Origin of the sequence: Spirosoma pollinicola (assembly GCF_002831565.1) — a bacterium.
GTDB classification, from domain to species: domain Bacteria; phylum Bacteroidota; class Bacteroidia; order Cytophagales; family Spirosomataceae; genus Spirosoma; species Spirosoma pollinicola.
Genome location: NZ_CP025096.1, coordinates 3687095 through 3706068, shown reverse-complemented (window position 1 = coordinate 3706068; position 18974 = coordinate 3687095). Strand labels below are relative to the sequence as shown.

The following is an 18974-nucleotide window of genomic DNA, read 5'->3' as shown; positions in this document are numbered from 1 at the left end:
CTTCCCACCAGATTATGTGTTTACACAGTAGTAAATAATTATCATTCACCTATATACCCGCCCCTACATAACATGGACTTTATCGACTACTATAGCGTTCTGGGGGTTTCGAAAACGGCTTCGGACGAAGAGATCAAGAAAGCCTATCGTAAACTGGCCCGGAAACACCATCCCGATCTAAACCCAAACGACGCGGAGGCCAGCAAGAAATTCCAGCAGATCAACGAAGCGAACGAGGTTCTGAGCGACCCTGACAAGCGCAAAAAGTACGATCAGTATGGCAAAGACTGGCAACACGCCGACCAGTTTGAACAGGCACGCCAGCAACAGCGGTCACGTCCGCAATACGCACAAGGCGATTCAGGAGATTTTTCAGGAGGCTTCGGCGGGTCCGACTTCTCGGATTTTTTCTCGTCGATGTTCGGCCAGGATGCTGGTCCGCGCGGTAGCCGCCAGCAGGCAAAATTCCGGGGACAGGACTACCAGGCTGAGTTGCACCTGAATCTGCGCGACGCTTATACCACACATAAACAAACGTTAACCGTCGACGGTAAAAATATTCGCATTACGGTACCAGCAGGCATCGAAAACGGTCAGAAAATAAAGCTGACTGGTTATGGCTCTCCGGGCGTCAATGGTGGGCCAAACGGCGATTTGTACATCACCTTCGTTATTGCCGACGATAGTCACTACAAACGTAAAGGCAACGATTTGTACGTCGATGAAGAGATTGACCTGTACACGGCCTTGCTGGGTGGCGACAAAATCATTGAAACGCTGGACGGCAAAGTGAAACTAACCATACCGCCCGAAACCCAGAACGGTGCCAAAGTGCGTTTGAAAGGCAAAGGCTTTCCCGTTTATAAACAGGAAGGTTCGTTTGGCGATTTGTATGTCCAATGGCAGATCAAATTACCAACGAAGCTAACCGACGAGCAGAAAGAACTCTTTCGACAATTAGCCGCTATGTAAAAAAGTTTATGGTAGTTGGATTACGGTTAGCTCGTGCGAAAACCGCAAACCAACTACTGTTACCTATAAAACCGTTTCCCCATGCAGCCTAACCACCTTATCCCCATCAGCGAATTCTGCGTTCATCATCATGTGGAAATCGCCTTTGTACACTCGCTGGAACAACAGGGCCTTGTCGAAACGGTCTGTGTTGAACAGTCACTTTACGTTCAGCCGGAGCAACTCCCTCGTCTGGAAAAATTCGTCCGGCTATATCAGGAACTATCTATTCACCTCGACGACCTCGACGTAGTAAGCGACTTACTGGAACGCCTGGAAGGCTTACAACATCAGGTAACGCACTTGCAAAATCGGCTGGTCTTCTACGAGAAGTGATCCATTGGATGCTTTGGCAGGACATTAGCATAATAAATAGGCTCATTCTTAGGGCGTATTTGCTGTATAAATAGCTGATGCTAGCGGTCATTAGCATCACGAACCAATTTCCCATTTGCATGCCACTTATGTATCGCTTATTCCTGTTAACCACTCTACTTGTTACAGTTGCTCAATCGCTAATGGCCCAAATCACCAAACGCCCCCGAGACTATGGCATCCGGTTTGGGGTACTGCCTACAGGACCACTCAATGCCATTACCGATGTAGCTGGTGTGCTTGTTGGGCAGACAACGCTAAAACAGGGCCAGACCATTCGCACAGGCGTTACAGCGATTTTACCTCATGCTGGCAATCTGTTTCAACAGAAAAGTCCGGCAGCTATATACATTGGCAATGGCTTCGGTAAGCTAACCGGCTATAGCCAGATTGACGAGTTGGGCACGCTAGAAACACCTATTATTTTAACCAATACGTTGAGTGTACCAACCGCTGCCGATGCGGTAATTGATTACACCTTATCCCAGAAAGGCAATGAGCAGGTTCGTTCGGTGAACACCGTTGTGGGCGAAACAAACGATGGATTCCTGAACGACATTCGTGGGCGGCACGTGACGAAACAGCATGTACTGGATGCGCTACAACAAGCCAAAAATGGGCCTGTCGAAGAAGGCAACGTGGGAGCCGGAACCGGAACCGTTTGCTTCGGTTTTAAAGGCGGTATTGGTACGGCATCACGCAAATTACCTGCGTCATTGGGCAGCTACACGGTTGGGGCATTGGTTCAGACAAACTTTGGTGGTGTTTTAAAAATTTCCGGCGTGCCGGTTGGGGTTGAACTAGGGCGTTACTCGTTTAAGGAAAATCTGGACGGCTCCTGCATGATGATCATCCTGACCGATGCGCCACTGGATGCCCGCAATCTCAAACGGTTGGCGAAACGGGCATTCATGGGCCTGGCGCAAACCGGCGGCATTGCCTCAAATGGCAGTGGCGATTATGTCATTGCGGTATCGACCGCTTACACCATCCCGCACGAAACGGCCAGTTCGTTCGATGAGCAGAAAGTCTTACGCAACGACAACGTATCACCCCTGTTCATGGCCGCTATCGAAGCCACCGAAGAAGCCATTATTAACTCGCTGTTTGCCGCCCAAACCCTCTCCGGCGATCAAAACCATAGGGTAGAGCAGTTGCCGGTGGACAAAGTAGTTGAGCTGTTGAAAAAAGCCGGTCAAGTGCATTGATCGTATGCGTTATCGTCCAATTAACTCTCCTGCCTTCCTTCTCCTACACCCCAGAGTGTAATGGCCAATCCTGCAAAGGCTAAAGCCCCTAGCAGCATATAGCCGCCTTCGCCCAGTACTCCACCCAGAAAAGGCTCCAGCGTGAGCGATGATAATCCGTTATAAATTGATTCATTAACCGATAATAAAGCCACTGCGACACCCGCCAGTGCCCCTCCGGCCACTAGTCCCGTGGCAAATAAGCTGCCTTTTCCCAGATCAGCATCTTCTTCGACCGTTCCTTTACGCTTCGCATTCCATTCCACTATGGCTTTTACCAAGCCACCGGCAAAAATGGGTAAGGTTGTCGAAAGCGGTAGGTATAGACCTACCGCGAACGCCAGCGCACTTACGCCCACAAGCTCAAATACCAAAGCAATGAACACGCCAACCAGCACAAACTGCCAGTCGAGATTAAACGATAAAAGACCTTTTATGAGCGTAGCCATCAACGTTCCCTGTGGGGCCGGAAACTTGTCGGAGCCAATGGCGTGTGTGATTCCCTGCGCCAGTAAATCAGGAGTCGGTGTATCCAGAATTTTCACCGTTGCTCCAACCACCAATGACGACACGATAACCCCAATAAATAAGGCCATTTGCTGGTACTTCGGTGTTGCGCCGACGATATATCCGGTTTTAAGGTCCTGCGAAGTTCCGCCGGCGTTGGCAGCCGCTACACAAATCATACTGCCTACCACCAAAACGGCTGGCTCGAAAGCCTTTCCTGTTAAACCAAAACCAATGAACACGAGCGACGTACCCATGATGGTAGCAATAGTCATACCCGACACCGGCGACGAACTCGACCCGATTAACCCCACAATCCGGCTAGCGACCGTTACGAAAAAGAAGCCAAAAACAATGACAAGTACGGCAATCAGCAATTTTGTTACCACCGAATCGCCCGGAATTTGAGGTAACACGACCATTAAGGCGGCTAAGACGATACAACCAATAATAACAATCCGAACGCTCAAATCCTGCTCCGTACGGGCCACGCCACTATGTCCGCTCAAGGAATTTTCTGTTTCAATCGCGTTAATCGACGCTTTGGTAAAGCTTTGCCGAAATGAAGAAATAATGGTTGGAATGGTTTTGATAAGGGTCATAAATCCACCTGCCGTAACGGCTCCTGCACCAATTTGACGAATGTATGCCCGGTAAATGGCCGCAGCCGTGTCTGTAAAGGTATGCGTTGCCGGATTCCAGCCACCCGGGCCACCCGCCGTTTGCAGGTTGGCTAGATAGCCTAGTTTTTGTAATTGTAGAGCAATGGTGTCGCCCGGCACGACCGATGCGAGCAACGGAATAAGTCCTAGCCAGGCCAGAATACCACCACCGACCAGTACTGCCGATATACGAAAGCCAATAATATAGCCTACACCCAGGTACTCCGGTGTTATTTCGCCAGCCACCTGCGCCGACGGAAAATAACGATTCGTTTGCTTCGTTGCCCAAACCGGCACCTCGGCAATAACGTGCAGCACTTTTTGCAACAGGGCATACAGCAACGCGATGCCCAAGCCCTGATAGGCCGTTTTGGCAAAATCACCGCCTTTTTCGCCCGCAATCAGTACCGACGCGCAAGCCGTGCCTTCGGGATAGGGAAGCGTGCCGTGTTCCTGCACAATCAACGACCGCCGAAGCGGAATCATCATCAATGTACCAATGAGTCCGCCCAGAATGGCCAGCGTGAGTATAGTCCAGTAATTGAAAAAGTCGGCACCGGAGCCATTGGTCAGGAATAAAAATCCCGGCATAGTAAACACCACTCCCGACGCGATACTCTCGCCCGCTGAGCCAGTAGTTTGAATAATGTTATTTTCGAGAATGGTCGTATTTAGAAATCGACGGCCGAGAGAAATGGCGAGTACGGCAATAGGGATGGAAGCTGATACCGACAGCCCGGCTTTTAAGGAAAGATAAACCGTTGCGGCCCCGAAAAGTACACCAAACACCGCTCCGGTTATGATCGCTTTGAGTGTAAATTCAGCAGGAGATTCGGTTGCGGGTACAAACGGCTTATGTGCAGGTGTAGGTAAGGACATTGTCTTGAGGTTTGTTAAGCTTCATTCCTGAGCACAACAAAGTAAGACATTCTCCAAACATACCGCAAAACAGCCCTTAACTTTATTGAATTGCGCGGGTTGTATATTTATCCATTACGTCGCTGGGATGAATTTCGAGCACGTGTGCCAGCACCAGCAATACCAACGTTCTGGAGGCAATTCGACGCGAAATACCAGCAATAGACGCAAACAGATCGACCGTTATGCTGTTATGCTCGCCAAGATGTTGCATCAGTTTATGCTCTTTATCACCATAAGTAAAGCGAATACCCCGCTCGGCCTGTTCGCCTTTCAGAATTTCGCGCACTTCGCGGCTTGCCTGCACAGACTTGTCACCCACGCGCACATACGCTTTTTTGTTATCGGGATCGGCCGGATCGGGAATAATGTAGTGCGGACGCGTTGGGCTGCGCGGCACCCGAATTACCAGTACTTCGCGCTCATCGTAGAGCTGCACCCGGTCGATGGTATAGGAAATGTGCGGAAAACAGAATTTATTGATCGCCCGAACGAGCAGGTATTCGTCCTCATCGGCATACTTCAAACCGGGAATTTTCTTATCATCGCCGACACCGATCAGCATGATCCCTCCGTTGGTATTAGCGAAGGCAACCACGCCCCGAATAATTTTTTCGGGATGATTTGTTTTCAGCTTGAACTCTAAATTGCTACCCTCTCCCCGTTTTACCAGGTTCTTGAGTGCCTGATAGTCCATAACCGATGGGTTCATCTGGTTGAAAACTGACTCCCTATAAATATACGGCTTTTCCACAAACTTGCAATTATTTGGCCCTTATCTCTATTTCGTATTAAAATCGTGGTTTAGTATTGTCAACTTTTTGATGTTACAAACCGTTAGCAAAATAGGTAACAGGACAAATAAAGCAGAATTGGCACAACGATGTCACTTCTGATAACTTCTTATCTAAACTACTTAAGAAACACAAAAATGCTGGTAAATGTTGCTTTGGTTCTGGGGACTTTCCTATTCATGGAAGGCGTTGCGTGGTTTACGCACAAGTACGTGATGCACGGTTTTTTGTGGAGTTGGCACAACGATCACCACAATCATCACAAAGGCTTTTTTGAAATAAATGATTTATTCGCAGTAGTTTTTAGCTTAACAGCTATTGGCCTGATTCTCGCGGGCGTCGAAATTCCTGAGCTGGCGTATTTAGCTTGGATCGGTGCCGGGGTTACCCTCTATGGTTTTTTCTACTTCGTTTTCCATGATGTCATTGTCCATCGGCGGGTGAAAGTAAAAATTGATACCAGTGGCCGATACATGCAACGTATTATGAGTGCGCATTACATTCATCATAAAGTGCATACGCGCGAAGGCGCCGAAGCTTTTGGCTTTCTGTATGCTCCCAAAAAATATGACCGACCTGTAAAAACGGCAAAAGCTGAAACTGAAGCGAAGTCGCACTAGAGCAACAACAGCTTTTACTTGAGTTTATCACTAAAAAAGGCGCATCTACATTAATGGATACGCCTTTTTTAGTGAAATGCCCGGACAACTAGTATTCGTCTTCGTTGAAGAAGAAGTCATCTTTGGTTGGATAATCCGGCCAGATTTCTTCGATGCTCTCGTAAGGCTGCCCATCATCTTCAAGTTCCTGAAGGTTTTCAACAACTTCGAGCGGGGCGCCTGAGCGGATCGAATAATCAATTAATTCATCTTTGGTTGCAGGCCAGGGGGCATCTTCCAGATAGGATGCCAGTTCAAGTGTCCAGTACATAGTATGTCCGATATTTTAATGACTATTTTTGATATGGGTGCAAAAGTAAAAAAACCGTTAATATCCAAGCTCTTTTTAGCAAAAATGTTCTCGGCTCTTCTTTTTACAGGATTTAGGCCATTAACGCCTAAAACTGGCGAATGTTTCTTCCCCGTAAAATAAAGTCACTATTTAGCGTTTCGGATAGAAACAAGCTGGGTAAATGCTTTATTTGCCTTCGAGTCTACATTCCTTAAAATTAACTAGTTAGTCCTAATATAGATTCAGAATGGCGATTTGCCAAATTTCATTTACGTATCAGTTGCCTAAACTAATTTATGCTTATTGAAATATGTGCTTATTCTCTTAATTCGTGCCTGACGGCCCAGCGGTCAGGGGCTGGTCGAATCGAACTATGTGGTGGTTTGGCCGAAGGCGGCACAACCCCTAGTGCAGGCTTAATTCAACTAGCCCGCCAAAATGTAACCATTCCGCTGTACGTTATGATTCGGCCCAGGGGTGGAGATTTCTTATACTCCGAAACTGAACTGGCCGTTATGAAGGCCGACATACAGTTAGCCAAAGCATTGGGTGCCGATGGGCTTGTGCTTGGTGTTTTGCAGGCCGACGGAACCGTTAATGAAACGCAGACACGACAACTTATCGAGCTGGCTAACCCGTTACCTGTCACCTTCCATCGGGCGTTCGACATGACCCGCGATCCACTCGAAGCGCTAGAAGCCATTATTCGTATGGGGGCCGTGCGAATTCTCACCTCCGGTCAGCAACAAACCGCCGAAAGTGGGGTAGAAACTCTCCGCCAACTAGCCCAGGCAGCCGCCGGACGCATCGAAATTATGGCTGGCGCGGGTGTAAACGGCCAAAATGCCCAGTTACTTATTGACGCGGGTGTCAGTTCGCTACACTTAAGCGGTGGGCAGAAAGAAGATAGCGGCATGGTTTTCCGCCAACCATCGGTATCAATGGCATCTGTACAACCCAACGAGTATGAATACATTGAAGCAAACGAAGCAAAAATTCGGGCGGTTATTTCTATCATTCCGACGAAGGAGGAATCTTGAGTTTGACTCACTTAGCGTATTAAGATTTCTCCTTCGTCAGAATGACAGAAAATCAATATTTTTCACAAAACAATCGCTCGATTCCCCGAAATAAAGACCCGGTCGTTGAACACCAGTTTCAGCGCCTGCGATAACACAATTTTTTCAACATCTTTACCCTCTGTCGCCATATCGACCGCGGTATGACGGTGATCGACCTCCTTCACATTTTGAGCAATAATTGGCCCTTCGTCCAGATCGTTATTGACAAAATGAGCCGTTGCTCCAATAATTTTAACACCCCGCTCATAGGCTTGGCGGTATGGATTCGCGCCGACGAAAGCAGGCAAAAAGGAATGATGAATATTGACGATTCGGTTTGGGAATTGATCTACAAAACCGGCCGTTAACACCCGCATATATTTTGCCAGAACGAGGTATTCCGGCTCATAAATTGCCAGTGTCCGCAAAATAGCTTCTTCGTGTTCCTCACGGGTTTTGCCTTCGTGCGAGATGTAATGAAACGGGATGCCGAATTTGCTTACTAGCGGTTGCAGGATATTGTAATTGCTTACAACGGCCAGAATATCAGCATCCAGTTCATCAAACGCATACCGAATAAGCAATTCACCAAGGCAGTGATGTTCTTTCGTTACCATCACCAAAATGTTTTTCTTACGCTTTGGATTCAACCGGAAAGTAATGCCTGACGAATGAGCCGTTTTCACTTCACTTTCAGTAGAACTCCCCGACTGAGGTATAGTCGTCTGCAATTCGTTAAGCAAAGCGGCACTGTCGAAGGAGACAGACCCGGCTTCAAACTCTGTTCGCATGAAAAACCGCCCGGACGGACTTACATATTCATCATTGTGAATGATGTTAAGGCCATGCCTGAACAGGACGCCAGTCACGTGATAAATCAGGCCCTTGCTATCGGGGCCATCCATGAGCAATATATGTTTATCGGGAACAGCCATACATCGTTTGGAATAAATCGCTTAAAAGTAGTAAATGCCAAGCGTTTATTCCTTTAATTTGAGCCGTAAGCCTTATATCATGGTAAATCGACGCCGTTTTCTGACCCTTAGCTCGCTGGCCGGGCTTATCCCTTCACTATCATTTAGTACTATTAAATCAACGCTTTCTGGCTCATCCAGTAGTACTTCGGCGGGTAGTTTGTCTACGTCTGGTGTGGTAGGTGCCGGACCAGCACCTTTAGTTATTTCAACCTGGAAGCAACCGAAAGCCAATATAGCCGCTCAAGCGGTGCTCGATAAGGGGGGCAGCGCACTGGATGCCGTAGAGGCTGGTGTCCGCGTGCCCGAAGCCGACCCTGAGGATATGAGTGTAGGGTATGGCGGCCGCCCCGACCGCGATGGGCACGTTACGCTCGATGCCTGTATTATGGATGAGAAAGGAAATGCTGGCTCAGTCACGTTTCTGGAACACATCATGCATCCCATCTCAGTAGCCAAGGCCGTGATGCAAAAAACACCCCACGTCATGCTGAGTGGCGAAGGAGCTCTTCAGTTTGCTCTTTCGCAAGGGTTCAAAAAAGAAAATCTGCTTACCGCAAAAGCCGAAAAGGAGTGGCGTGAATGGCTGAAAACGGCCAAATACAAACCCATTGCCAACATTGAGCGGCACGATACAATTGGTATGTTAGCCATCGACAGCAAAGGCGATATTTCAGGTGCCTGCACAACAAGCGGTCTGGCCTACAAAATGCGTGGTCGTGTTGGTGACTCGCCCATTATCGGAGCAGGCCTCTTTGTCGACAACGAAATTGGTGGAGCCTGTGCCACCGGGTTGGGGGAATTAGTTATGCGTACCTGCGGTTCATTTTTGGTTGTAGAATTGATGCGCCAGGGACGAACACCGCAACAGGCGTGCGAGGAAGCCGCTCTTCGCATTGTTAATAGGCAGGAATTCAAAGATATACAGGTTGGCTTTCTGGCTGTGAATAAGAAAGGCGAACACGGGGCTTTCAGTATTCAAACCGGCTTTAACTTCACGCTATCGCAGAATAAGCAGACTCAGGTGACCGATGCCAAGTCATATTTAAAATAAACAAATTTATCTCTTATTGTTTATATTGTTTATTTGCAGTGAAAAGACCTTAAAAAACGCCACAACTAATCATTGCGCCAAAACGACTAACTAATTTGGAAGCGGTATTCTCAACATCGAAGCGGAAATTACTACTGGAAATCGCCTGGGAGGTGTGTAATCAAGTAGGCGGAATATATACAGTGATCCGGTCAAAAGTACCGGCAATGGTCGAGAAATGGGACGATAACTACGTTGCCTTAGGCCCTTACTTTCCCCAGCGAGCTGCTGCTGAATTCGAACCTATTACTGACTCTGATGAAACCGAGATTGGGCAAACAGTTCGTAAGATGCGGCAGTTAGGCTACCGCGTCGAGTATGGCTACTGGCTCGTTACGGGTCGCCCGCGGGTGGTGTTATTTGACATTAGTAGCATAAACGTCAATCAACTCAACGAAATAAAAACACAGCTTTGGCTTAATCACCAACTGTCGACACTTAACATCGAAGATCTTGTCAATCAAACGATTGCTTTTGGCGAGATGGTGCGCGTTTTTATTACCCTGCTAGCCGAAGACCACGCCCGACGTGTTGATTTTGTTGCTCATTTTCATGAATGGATGGCCAGTACCGGACTGCCCGATCTGCGTCGCAACAATGTTAAGGTAGCCACGGTGTTTACAACACATGCTACTATGCTTGGCCGCTACCTGGCACAGAATGAACCCGGTTTTTATGGCAAGCTTCCTTTTTTCGACTGGAAACGGGAAGCACAGCATTACGGTATTGAAACGCAGGCCACTATCGAACGGCTGTCGGCTTTACAGGCGCACGTTTTCACGACGGTGAGCGATGTAACGGCTCGCGAATGCGAAGTTTTTCTGGGCAGAAACCCCGACCTAGTTCTACCTAATGGACTGAACGTGACGCGTTTTGCCGCCGTCCACGAATTCCAGAACCTGCACGTTCGATTCAAGCAGAAGATTCATGAGTTTGTGATGGGCCACTTTTTCCAGAGCTATTCGTTTGATCTGGAAAAAACCCTCTACTTTTTCACATCCGGGCGCTTTGAATTTACCAATAAAGGATATGACTTAACCCTCGAAGCCCTTGCCCGTGTAAACTACCGGATGCGCGAAGCCAATATGGACATGACGATCGTGATGTTCATGGTTACCAAACAGCCTTACACGTCAATCAACCCTGATGTACTTCATTCCAGAGCTCTATTGGACGAAATTCAGGAAACCTGCGAAAGTATTGAGAAACAGGTTGGTGAGCGGCTGTTCCAGGCTGCGGCCTCTGACCCTCAGGGTACAACATTACCCGACCTGAATAACTTTGTCGATGAATATTGGCGGCTTCGGCTACGGCGCACGGTGCAGAGCTGGAAAACGAAGCATTTGCCACCTTTTGTTACGCACAATCTGGTGCAGGAAGACGATATGACGCGGTTTATCCAGAAGGCCAATCTGGTCAACAACGAGTATGACCGGGTAAAAATCGTTTATCACCCCGATTTCATTGCGTCTACTAACCCCCTCTTCGGTCTGGATTATAGCCAGTTTGTACGCGGATGCCACCTAGGCGTATTCCCGAGCTATTATGAGCCCTGGGGATACACACCCCTGGAGTGCGTTGTGCGGGGTATTCCAACCGTTACGAGCGACCAATCGGGCTTTGGCGATTTCATCATGCAGATCATGCGTGATTACGAGAATCGGGGTATTTACGTCATCAATCGTCGAACACAGTCGTTCGATGAAGCTGCCGACCAATTAGCCGATGTGCTCTATCGGTTCGTCCGGATGGCCCAGCGGGACCGTATTCAGCAACGGAACCGCGTTGAAAGCATTGCCGATGTTTTTGATTGGAGCAGCCTGCGGTCTTACTACGACACCGCGCATGATTTAGCACTGAAGCGGAGGAAACCTTAAGGTAATGTAAAATGAATAATGGTTAATGTATAATGGAATCATGAATTCCATTATACATTAACCATTATTCATTTTACATTTATTTCAAACTATGATTAACATTGGTATAATCAACGTGTCGGACCGGGCGAGTGCCGGTATATATGAAGACATTCCGGGAAAAGCTGTGGTTGGCTTCCTGACCGAATGGCTTAGCTCCGAGTGGCAGCCTGTGTACCGCGTCATTCCCGACGAGCAAGACCAGTTGGAAGCCACAATGATCGAACTGGCCGACGTTGAAGGGTGCTGTTTAGTTGTTACAACCGGGGGCACTGGCCCGGCCCTTCGCGATGTTACGCCCGAAGCTACTGAAGCTGTTTGTCAGAAAATGATGCCCGGTTTTGGGGAGTTAATGCGCCAGGAAAGTTTAAAATACGTGCCTACGGCCATATTGTCGCGCCAAACAGCGGGTATTCGAAACCAGACCCTCATTTTGAATTTACCCGGCAAACCCAAAGCCATCGGCCAATGCTTGTCGGTGGTGTTTCCGGCTATCCCTTATTGCATTGACCTCATCGGCGGTCCATTTTTAACAACGCATGAGGATAGAATGACCGTTTTCCGGCCAAAAAGCTAAGTGATACCAGTTCCGTCCCAGACCTATAAGGTTTCAGAAATCTTATAGGTCTGTTAGATCTAGCCTGGGACTATTTCGGAAAACTAACCTTCCCCATCGAAACGGTTGGCACGCCCTGCCTGTCGCCAAACGAGGTATTTCCTCCTGCCAGACTTTCATTCGCTAATACGGCAAACAAGACTGCTTCTTTAGCATCGCCATTAATACCAAGCTCATCCGTTAGCCCGAATATACAGTTGGGCAGCAATTGCCGAAGCCTACCCGTTAGTTCAGGATTGTGCATGCCACCTCCACTCATGTATATCCGGTAGGTTTCATCTTCTTTCGTGACCTGCTCTATGGCCTCGGCAATAGTATCGGCACTGAACTGAACAAGCGTGGCCATTAGGTTGGCGGGGTGTAAATTCGTTGTTTTACTTAGGGCTTGTGCTTGCTCAACATACGCTACATTGAACACTTCGGGGCCGGTTGTTTTCGGGAAAGCAGCGTCAAAAAAATGATTGGTTTTCAAGGCCTGAAGTAAATCCGGATTCACTTGACCCAGCGAAGCAAAAGCTCCATCCTCGTCATACGGCTTATTCAGAAATTTGCGGGCATATGCATCCAGAAGCGTGTTGCCGGGGCCGGTATCCGTTGTAAATACATTGCTGGCATCGCCATTGGCAGGCAGGTACGTAAAATTAGCAATGCCTCCCATGTTCAGTAAAATGCGGTTCTCACCCGCTTCCGAAAACATAAAATAATCACCATAAACGGCTAATGGTGCCCCTTCGCCCCCATGTGCAACGTGTTTCTGCCGAAAATCGCTGAACGTAAGTATACCCGTTATGGCCGCAATGTGGTCGCCGTCCCCAATCTGCAGGGTAGCATTAGGGAACTTATCGCGCCGGTGCTGACTTTTGGGGGCGTGATAAACGGTTTGCCCATGACTCGCAACAATATCTATACTACTGGGCTCAATTTGCCAGTTTTGCAGGCAGTCGAGAATAAGTTGACCATGAAGCCGACCAATGTAAGGGTTCAATAAACAAAGTTGCTCGAAGTTGATAGTCGATTTGGCGAAGATCGTGCGAATTTCAGCTTTGAGCTCTTCATCAAAAGGTACAGTAGCGAATTGTTCGAGTGTTACGTTTGTATCAGGGCCACTACCCGAAATACGGCAAAGCGCAACATCGAGACCATCGAGCGACGTACCCGACATAAGGCCAATAATTCGGCGTTCCGGTTTTCGGGCTATATCGTAAAGGTGCTGAATTTGTGAATTCATAGCATGTTGATTAATTCTGATTGGTCTGCCAAACACAAACAAATTGAATGGTAACTAGTGTACTAGAAAAGCCGACACGCAAATAACGCATGGATTTTTGGGGCGACGAGCAATTTTCTTTTTTTGAAAGCATTCTGTTTTCGGCACTAGGCCAGCCGGTCCAGGTGATCGAAACGCAGTTTTTATCGGGGGGTAACATTAATACGTCGGCGCAGGTATTTTCGTCGGAAGGCGTTTTTTTTGTCAAGTGGCATCAGCTGGAGCCAACCGGCGATGATCTGACTGATATTTTTGCTACGGAAGCCAGAGGCCTTGACCTGCTTCGACAAACCGACGCCTTGCCTATTCCTAAAGTAATTGGCTATGGCCGGCTTCTGGACAAGTCATATCTGATTCTCGAATACATTGATTCCGGAAACCCGGACAAAATGTATTGGGAAACCCTGGGGCAATCGCTGGCCGTTCTTCATTCGCATACGCAACCAACCTTTGGCTTGAACTTCGACAATTACATTGGTTCATTACCCCAAAGTAATACGCTTACCGCTAACGGATGTGATTTCTTTTTTGAGCATAGGCTGCTGCCACAGGCTGGCTTGGCGCTCTACAAAGGCCTATTATCTAAACAAACCTACGATGCGCTATTTCGGCTTAGGTTGCGTTTGCCCGATCTGCTTCCTAACGAGCGGCCCGCGCTGCTTCATGGCGATCTATGGTCTGGAAATGTGCTGGTGAATGAGGCTGGGCAACCCGCCCTGGTAGACCCGGCGGTGTATTATGGTTTTCGTGAAGCTGAATTAGCTTTCACGAAATTGTTTGCCGGTTTTGACGACCGTTTTTATGACGCCTATCATGAAACGTTTCCGTTACAGGACGGCTTCAACGAGCGTGTAGCCGTCTATAACTTGTATCCATTGCTCGTCCATGTGAATCTGTTTGGCTCAGGCTATGTTAGTGGCGTAGAGCGAATATTAAAGCAGTTCTAAATTCAGGCTAATCAGAAGGTTATCCGAGTATTATACAAACGGCCCTGTCGGGAGATAGGGCCAGACATTTATGGAAATTACTTCGTTCGAACAGTTCGAGTTAAATCGGCAATTACTAAATGCCGTGGCCGAACTTGGTTATACAGAACCGACACCTATTCAACAAAAAACGATTCCGCTGAGTCTGGGGAATCATGATGTGCTGGGGATTGCCCAGACCGGAACCGGCAAAACAGCAGCTTACCTCCTTCCTATACTCATGAAGGTGAAGTATGCACAGGGAAATAACCCGCGTGCGTTGATATTGGCGCCAACCCGCGAACTGGTCATGCAGATTAATCAGGCCGTTATGGAGCTGGGAAAATACACCGACCTTCGTCATCTGGCACTTTTCGGCGGCCTTGGCCCAAAAACACAGATTGAAACGCTTCGAAAAGGAGTCGATATTATTGTGGCAACACCCGGCCGGTTCATGGATCTGTATCGTTCAGGCGAGATTGTGACGAAAGAGATTCGCACAATGGTACTCGACGAAGCCGACAAGATGATGGATATGGGCTTCATGCCCCAGATTCGGTCAATCTTGGAGATTATTCCGACCAAACGGCAGAACCTTCTTTTTTCGGCAACGTTTGGCGGACGTGTCGAACGGCTGTCGGGCGAGTTTCTGGAAGCGCCTATCAAAGTAGAGGTAAGCCCACAGGCATCCACTGCCGACATGGTTAATCAGGTGATTTACGAAGCGCCCAACTTCCGCACCAAAATTAACATGGTAAATTACCTGATCACACAGGAGGCATTTGAGCGAGTTATTATTTTTGCTAGAACCAAAGGAACGGCGGAGAATATCTATAAATTCCTGTCTCGCAAAGTGTTAGACCCCGAAAAGGTCCGGGTAATTCACGCTAATAAAGGCCAGAATACCCGCATCAATTCGATGGAAGCATTTAAGGAAGGAAACGTTCAGGTACTGGTTGCTACGGATGTGGCCGCTCGTGGAATCGATGTGGCCGAAGTAAGCCACGTCATTAACTTTGACTTACCGTTGATTTACGAAGATTACGTACACCGAATTGGTAGGACGGGTCGTGCGAATCATACGGGTGAAGCCATTACGTTTCTGACAAAAGCCGAGGAGTACCATGTGCAAAAGATTGAGCGAATCATTCGCATGACAATTCCCCGCCAGCCATTACCAGCCGGAGTTGAGGTTACCGAAACGCCTGTCGAGGAAGAACAGGCCATGTTGCGCGAAATTGACGAGCAACGCCGAAAAGAAGATCCAACATTTTTGGGTGCTTTTCATGACAAAAAGATTACGAATATGGCTCCGGGCAAAGAGCGGGATAAAGCTCAGGCCAAACTTAATGGTGCAAAAAAAGGTCCATCAAAAGGCGCAGGTGCCCGTCCGGTTAATTTCAATAGCAAACCTAGTGGAAAGGTGGGCAGCAAGACTGGTGGAGCCAAGAAGTCAGGACCGCGCGGAGGACGGCGGTAATCGACGCGAAATGTACTAATTTGGATTTTCTTTTCGTTGTATCGAGACAAAACCCCTTGGTGTAGTACTTTCTATGAACGTTCGGATGAATCTGATACAATGTACTTTAGTTGTGTTACCGTTTTTGTCGGCGGCTCAACCAAGGCAACTTATTATATCAGCACGTTCGGGCGACTCAATTCGACCAACTCAACCCACCCAGCGAAGCACCGAAGCAATTACTCAGCAGCCCGCAGAAGCCGTTTCGACTGATGTAGCCGAACCAGCCAGCGGCCCGGCTAACAGCCTCCCTCTGTTTGGGGAGCGGCCCAAAACCACCGAGCAGATCGATGCTGAAATTCATTTTCTGAACGACTGCGATCGTAATTTTGCCAGTCGTCCGGAAGCCAGTGATTTTTTCTCAGCAAGAGGTTGGGATTATGTTGCCAGTGGTCAGTTAGACACCGCCACTCACCGGTTCAATTTGTCTTGGCTCCTTAATGACCATAACGGTGATGCTTATTGGGGATTAGGGGTAGTCTGTTACCAGAAAAATCAATTACCGCAGGCGATCCGAATGCTGCGAAAGGGCCTGGCGGTCGCCGATAGCAATGTAGCTTTGATGACAGATCTTGCTACCGTAGAAATAAAGCAGTATCAGGATAAGCCAGTAGCCGAACTTTTAACCGAAGCTGAAGGTCATCTGCAACGAGCCGTTGGCTTGAATCCGGCCAATGCACCCGCCTTTCAGAAACTGTCGGTTGTGTACTACCTGAAGGCCGATTATATGAAGTCATGGGAGTATTTTCATCAGGCATACAGCCTTGATCTGTCGATACTTGACATAGGTTATCTGAATGAACTCCTTGACAAACAACCCGACCCCAAAGGGAAGTTTAAATAACAGTCAGTAAGTGGCTGGCGCATCAGGTATCGCTTGTGCAACAGCTACTTACTGACTAATTCTCCGTTTCGTCGTCCTGAACGACTTTCTCCTTGGCGCGTTCGTAGGTTATTTTACCTTTTTCATCCCACTCACTAATGGTGTAGGGCTCGAAGGAGGTGTCCCATTGATCGCTGGCATATTGTGAAAGCTTCCGACGCATACGACGTCCATTAGGATTAACAGGGTAGTATTCTGTCCAGCGGCCTATTTTCACGCCGTTATCGTATTTTCCTTCTTCGGCCAGCAAACCGTTTTCATAAAAGGCCATGTAGTTGCCTTTTACTTTACCATATTCTACAGGAACAATTTCTTTGATCTTGTGATGAGTTGAGTCATAATATACAAGTCTGGACTCTGCTGGCACCCCCCGATGCCAACGGGTTTTGTCTGTCAGCATAAACTTGCTGTCATACTTCTCCCAACGTCCGTCTTTCATGCCCGCATAATAATTGCCCTCTTCAACCAGATCGCCGTTCTGGTAACGTTTATAGGGTCCATGCAGCAATAAACCTGTGCCCTCATCACGAACAATAGAACTCGTGACACGCGATGACTTCTGGTAATAGCGATAAATATCCCGAATATAAGGAAAGGGCTTTGCCGCATCATTGTCGCGCAGAACATAGAATTCTTCTACAACGGTACGGTCACCGCTACCCATTTTTGTATACGCCTTAATCATCGACAAGCCTTCATACTCGGTTTTTGATAGTTTGCTCTTACTCTTCCGATCGGCCTTTAATTTTTTCAGTTGTTTTACTTTCAACCCTAAATCAGGCATGATGCCTGCCAGATACGCATCTTTCTGATCTTTCAGAGATGACATGGTTGGCAAGCCGAGGGTAGTAAGTGACGATGGGCTCGACGAAGTACCTGACCCGGGAGACGCCAGTGTACTCAGGCTCTCCTTTTCCTTTTTTACTGCTGACTTTACGGCGGCTGGTGTTGGTAAGCCCAGGGTTGTAAGCGATGAAGGTATAGACGAAAAGCCGTCTAAAATCGACGGAGCGGCTCCCGATGGAGCTAATACCGGCTTTGACGCAGTTGTCAGCGAAGCTGGTGCCGTTTGGGCCAGTGCGGTAAGCGCAAATAGTCCAGTAAATAAAAAGATTGAAATCCGTCGTATCAAGTTAGATGCAAACATGGCATAGACAAACGATTGGTGCCTTAAGTTTGTTAGTTTTGCAACGCTGTGAAAAGCGCAATTATTTTATCCACTCAACCGTCTATCTTCTCAGCGGTTAAGTTTACACCCAAGTCTCGTGGAAAAACACGCTCGTATTTATGTTGCCGGACACCGGGGCATGGTCGGTTCAGCCCTCGTTCGCAAACTACAAGCCGAAGGCTTTGACAATATTATCACCCGAACATCATCGGAATTAGACCTGCGCAATCAGACGGCTGTAGCCGACTTTTTCGAACAGGAGCGTCCTGATTATATCTTTCTGGCCGCAGCCAAAGTTGGTGGTATTCTGGCTAATAACATCTATCGTGCCGAGTTTCTGTACGATAATCTCATGATTGAGGCAAATATTATTCATAGTGCTTATCAGACATCGGTCAAGAAACTTTTGTTTCTAGGCTCGTCGTGCATTTATCCAAAGCTGGCTCCTCAACCGCTTAAAGAAGATTACCTGCTTAGCGGCTATCTGGAAGAGACAAATGAGCCTTATGCAATCGCTAAAATAACGGGTATTAAGCTCTGTGAAGCCTATCGGAGTCAGTATGGCTGTAACTTTATTTCGGCTATGCCCACGAACCTCTATGGTCCAAACGATAATTACGACCTTCAAGGTTCACATGTGCTGCCAGCCTTGATTCGTAAGTTTCATGAAGCCAAGATCAACAACCAGCCCACGGTGGAGGTTTGGGGAACAGGATCGCCCAAACGCGAATTTCTGCATGCCGATGATTTAGCTGCTGCGTGTTTCTTCCTGATGGAGACTTACAACGATGCTCCTTTTGTTAACATTGGAACCGGCGAAGACGTTACCATTCGCGAAGTTGCCGAACTGATTCAGGAAACCGTTGGCTTTACCGGCGAATTACGCTGGAACACGGAGAGACCCGACGGTACTCCCCGTAAATTGATGGATGTATCCAGACTTCACGACATGGGCTGGAAACACACAACCGAGTTAAAGGACGGTCTCGAACGCACGTATCAGGACTTTCTGGCAAACGAGGTATTATATATCGAATAATCACATCG

19 protein-coding genes are annotated in these 18974 nt (G+C 47.9%); 13 read left to right on the top strand and 6 right to left on the bottom strand.

Translation table 11 applies throughout. The annotated features are described in order from the left end of the window. The first annotated feature begins 72 nt into the window (after positions 1-72). The 3 genes from CWM47_RS15485 (at position 73) to CWM47_RS15475 (ending at position 2594) form a co-directional block, all read left to right on the top strand. Positions 73-972: a DnaJ C-terminal domain-containing protein gene (locus tag CWM47_RS15485; protein ID WP_100989027.1), complete on the top strand. Its 900-nt coding sequence runs from the start codon at positions 73-75 to the stop codon at positions 970-972. 81 nt (positions 973-1053) lie between these two features. Next, on the top strand, positions 1054-1347 hold the full coding sequence (locus tag CWM47_RS15480; protein ID WP_100989025.1) for a chaperone modulator CbpM: 294 nt from the start codon (positions 1054-1056) through the stop codon (positions 1345-1347). Between the two features lie 128 nt (positions 1348-1475). Then, positions 1476-2594 carry a DmpA family aminopeptidase gene (locus tag CWM47_RS15475; protein WP_394341999.1) on the top strand — a complete coding sequence of 373 codons (1119 nt, stop codon included), beginning with the start codon at positions 1476-1478 and terminating at the stop codon, positions 2592-2594. A gap of 20 nt (positions 2595-2614) precedes the next feature. On the opposite strand, the gene CWM47_RS15470 is transcribed toward CWM47_RS15475, so the two are convergent. Together CWM47_RS15470 and CWM47_RS15465 are read right to left on the bottom strand one after the other, a co-directional pair. Further along, complete coding sequence (locus tag CWM47_RS15470; RefSeq protein ID WP_100989023.1) at positions 2615-4681, bottom strand: OPT family oligopeptide transporter; 2067 nt, start codon at positions 4679-4681, stop codon at positions 2615-2617. Between the two features lie 82 nt (positions 4682-4763). After that, positions 4764-5432, bottom strand: a complete 669-nt coding sequence (locus tag CWM47_RS15465) for an AlbA family DNA-binding domain-containing protein (RefSeq protein ID WP_100989021.1) — start codon at positions 5430-5432, stop codon at positions 4764-4766. A gap of 219 nt (positions 5433-5651) precedes the next feature. Here CWM47_RS15465 and CWM47_RS15460 point away from each other — a divergent pair, with 219 nt between their 5' ends. After that, positions 5652-6134 carry a sterol desaturase family protein gene (locus CWM47_RS15460; RefSeq protein ID WP_100989020.1) on the top strand — a complete coding sequence of 161 codons (483 nt, stop codon included), beginning with the start codon at positions 5652-5654 and terminating at the stop codon, positions 6132-6134. Positions 6135-6222: 88 nt separating this feature from the next. Here CWM47_RS15460 and CWM47_RS15455 read toward each other — a convergent pair whose 3' ends face one another. Beyond that, the gene (locus tag CWM47_RS15455; RefSeq protein ID WP_009284883.1) at positions 6223-6444 is read right to left on the bottom strand and encodes a DUF2795 domain-containing protein; all 222 of its coding nucleotides are present in this window, start codon (positions 6442-6444) and stop codon (positions 6223-6225) included. 317 nt (positions 6445-6761) lie between these two features. Between CWM47_RS15455 and CWM47_RS15450 the strand changes: the two genes are divergently transcribed. Continuing rightward, positions 6762-7505, top strand: a complete 744-nt coding sequence (locus CWM47_RS15450; RefSeq protein WP_100989018.1) for a copper homeostasis protein CutC — start codon at positions 6762-6764, stop codon at positions 7503-7505. Between the two features lie 62 nt (positions 7506-7567). Here CWM47_RS15450 and purU read toward each other — a convergent pair whose 3' ends face one another. After that, complete coding sequence (purU, locus tag CWM47_RS15445; RefSeq protein WP_100989016.1) at positions 7568-8461, bottom strand: formyltetrahydrofolate deformylase; 894 nt, start codon at positions 8459-8461, stop codon at positions 7568-7570. A gap of 79 nt (positions 8462-8540) precedes the next feature. Between purU and CWM47_RS15440 the strand changes: the two genes are divergently transcribed. The 3 genes from CWM47_RS15440 (at position 8541) to mog (ending at position 12086) form a co-directional block, all read left to right on the top strand. Then, positions 8541-9554: a N(4)-(beta-N-acetylglucosaminyl)-L-asparaginase gene (locus tag CWM47_RS15440; protein WP_100993892.1), complete on the top strand. Its 1014-nt coding sequence runs from the start codon at positions 8541-8543 to the stop codon at positions 9552-9554. A 95-nt stretch (positions 9555-9649) separates the two neighbouring features. After that, positions 9650-11470: a glycosyltransferase gene (locus tag CWM47_RS15435; RefSeq protein WP_100989014.1), complete on the top strand. Its 1821-nt coding sequence runs from the start codon at positions 9650-9652 to the stop codon at positions 11468-11470. Positions 11471-11561: 91 nt separating this feature from the next. Beyond that, a complete protein-coding gene (gene mog / locus CWM47_RS15430; RefSeq protein ID WP_100989012.1) occupies positions 11562-12086 on the top strand; it encodes a molybdopterin adenylyltransferase in 525 nt (174 codons plus the stop codon). 70 nt (positions 12087-12156) lie between these two features. Here mog and CWM47_RS15425 read toward each other — a convergent pair whose 3' ends face one another. Further along, on the bottom strand, positions 12157-13353 hold the full coding sequence (locus CWM47_RS15425) for an anhydro-N-acetylmuramic acid kinase (RefSeq protein ID WP_100989010.1): 1197 nt from the start codon (positions 13351-13353) through the stop codon (positions 12157-12159). Positions 13354-13442: 89 nt separating this feature from the next. Between CWM47_RS15425 and CWM47_RS15420 the strand changes: the two genes are divergently transcribed. From CWM47_RS15420 to CWM47_RS15410, 3 genes are all read left to right on the top strand, one after another. Next, positions 13443-14339, top strand: coding sequence for a fructosamine kinase family protein (locus CWM47_RS15420; protein ID WP_100989008.1), 897 nt, complete (start codon positions 13443-13445; stop codon positions 14337-14339). A gap of 70 nt (positions 14340-14409) precedes the next feature. After that, on the top strand, positions 14410-15837 hold the full coding sequence (locus CWM47_RS15415; RefSeq protein ID WP_100989007.1) for a DEAD/DEAH box helicase: 1428 nt from the start codon (positions 14410-14412) through the stop codon (positions 15835-15837). A 73-nt stretch (positions 15838-15910) separates the two neighbouring features. Further along, positions 15911-16720: a tetratricopeptide repeat protein gene (locus CWM47_RS15410; protein WP_100989005.1), complete on the top strand. Its 810-nt coding sequence runs from the start codon at positions 15911-15913 to the stop codon at positions 16718-16720. Between the two features lie 55 nt (positions 16721-16775). On the opposite strand, the gene CWM47_RS15405 is transcribed toward CWM47_RS15410, so the two are convergent. Further along, positions 16776-17588 (bottom strand): toxin-antitoxin system YwqK family antitoxin, encoded by an 813-nt coding sequence (locus CWM47_RS15405; RefSeq protein ID WP_100989004.1) that lies wholly within the window; start codon positions 17586-17588, stop codon positions 16776-16778. Between CWM47_RS15405 and CWM47_RS15400 the strand changes: the two genes are divergently transcribed. Together CWM47_RS15400 and fcl are read left to right on the top strand one after the other, a co-directional pair. Beyond that, a complete protein-coding gene (locus CWM47_RS15400) occupies positions 17587-17913 on the top strand; it encodes a hypothetical protein (RefSeq protein ID WP_100989002.1) in 327 nt (108 codons plus the stop codon). The two genes, CWM47_RS15405 and CWM47_RS15400, sit on opposite strands and share 2 nt — an antisense overlap. Before the next feature lie 111 nt (positions 17914-18024). Continuing rightward, complete coding sequence (gene fcl, locus CWM47_RS15395) at positions 18025-18966, top strand: GDP-L-fucose synthase (protein ID WP_100989000.1); 942 nt, start codon at positions 18025-18027, stop codon at positions 18964-18966. Positions 18967-18974: the final 8 nt, after the last annotated feature.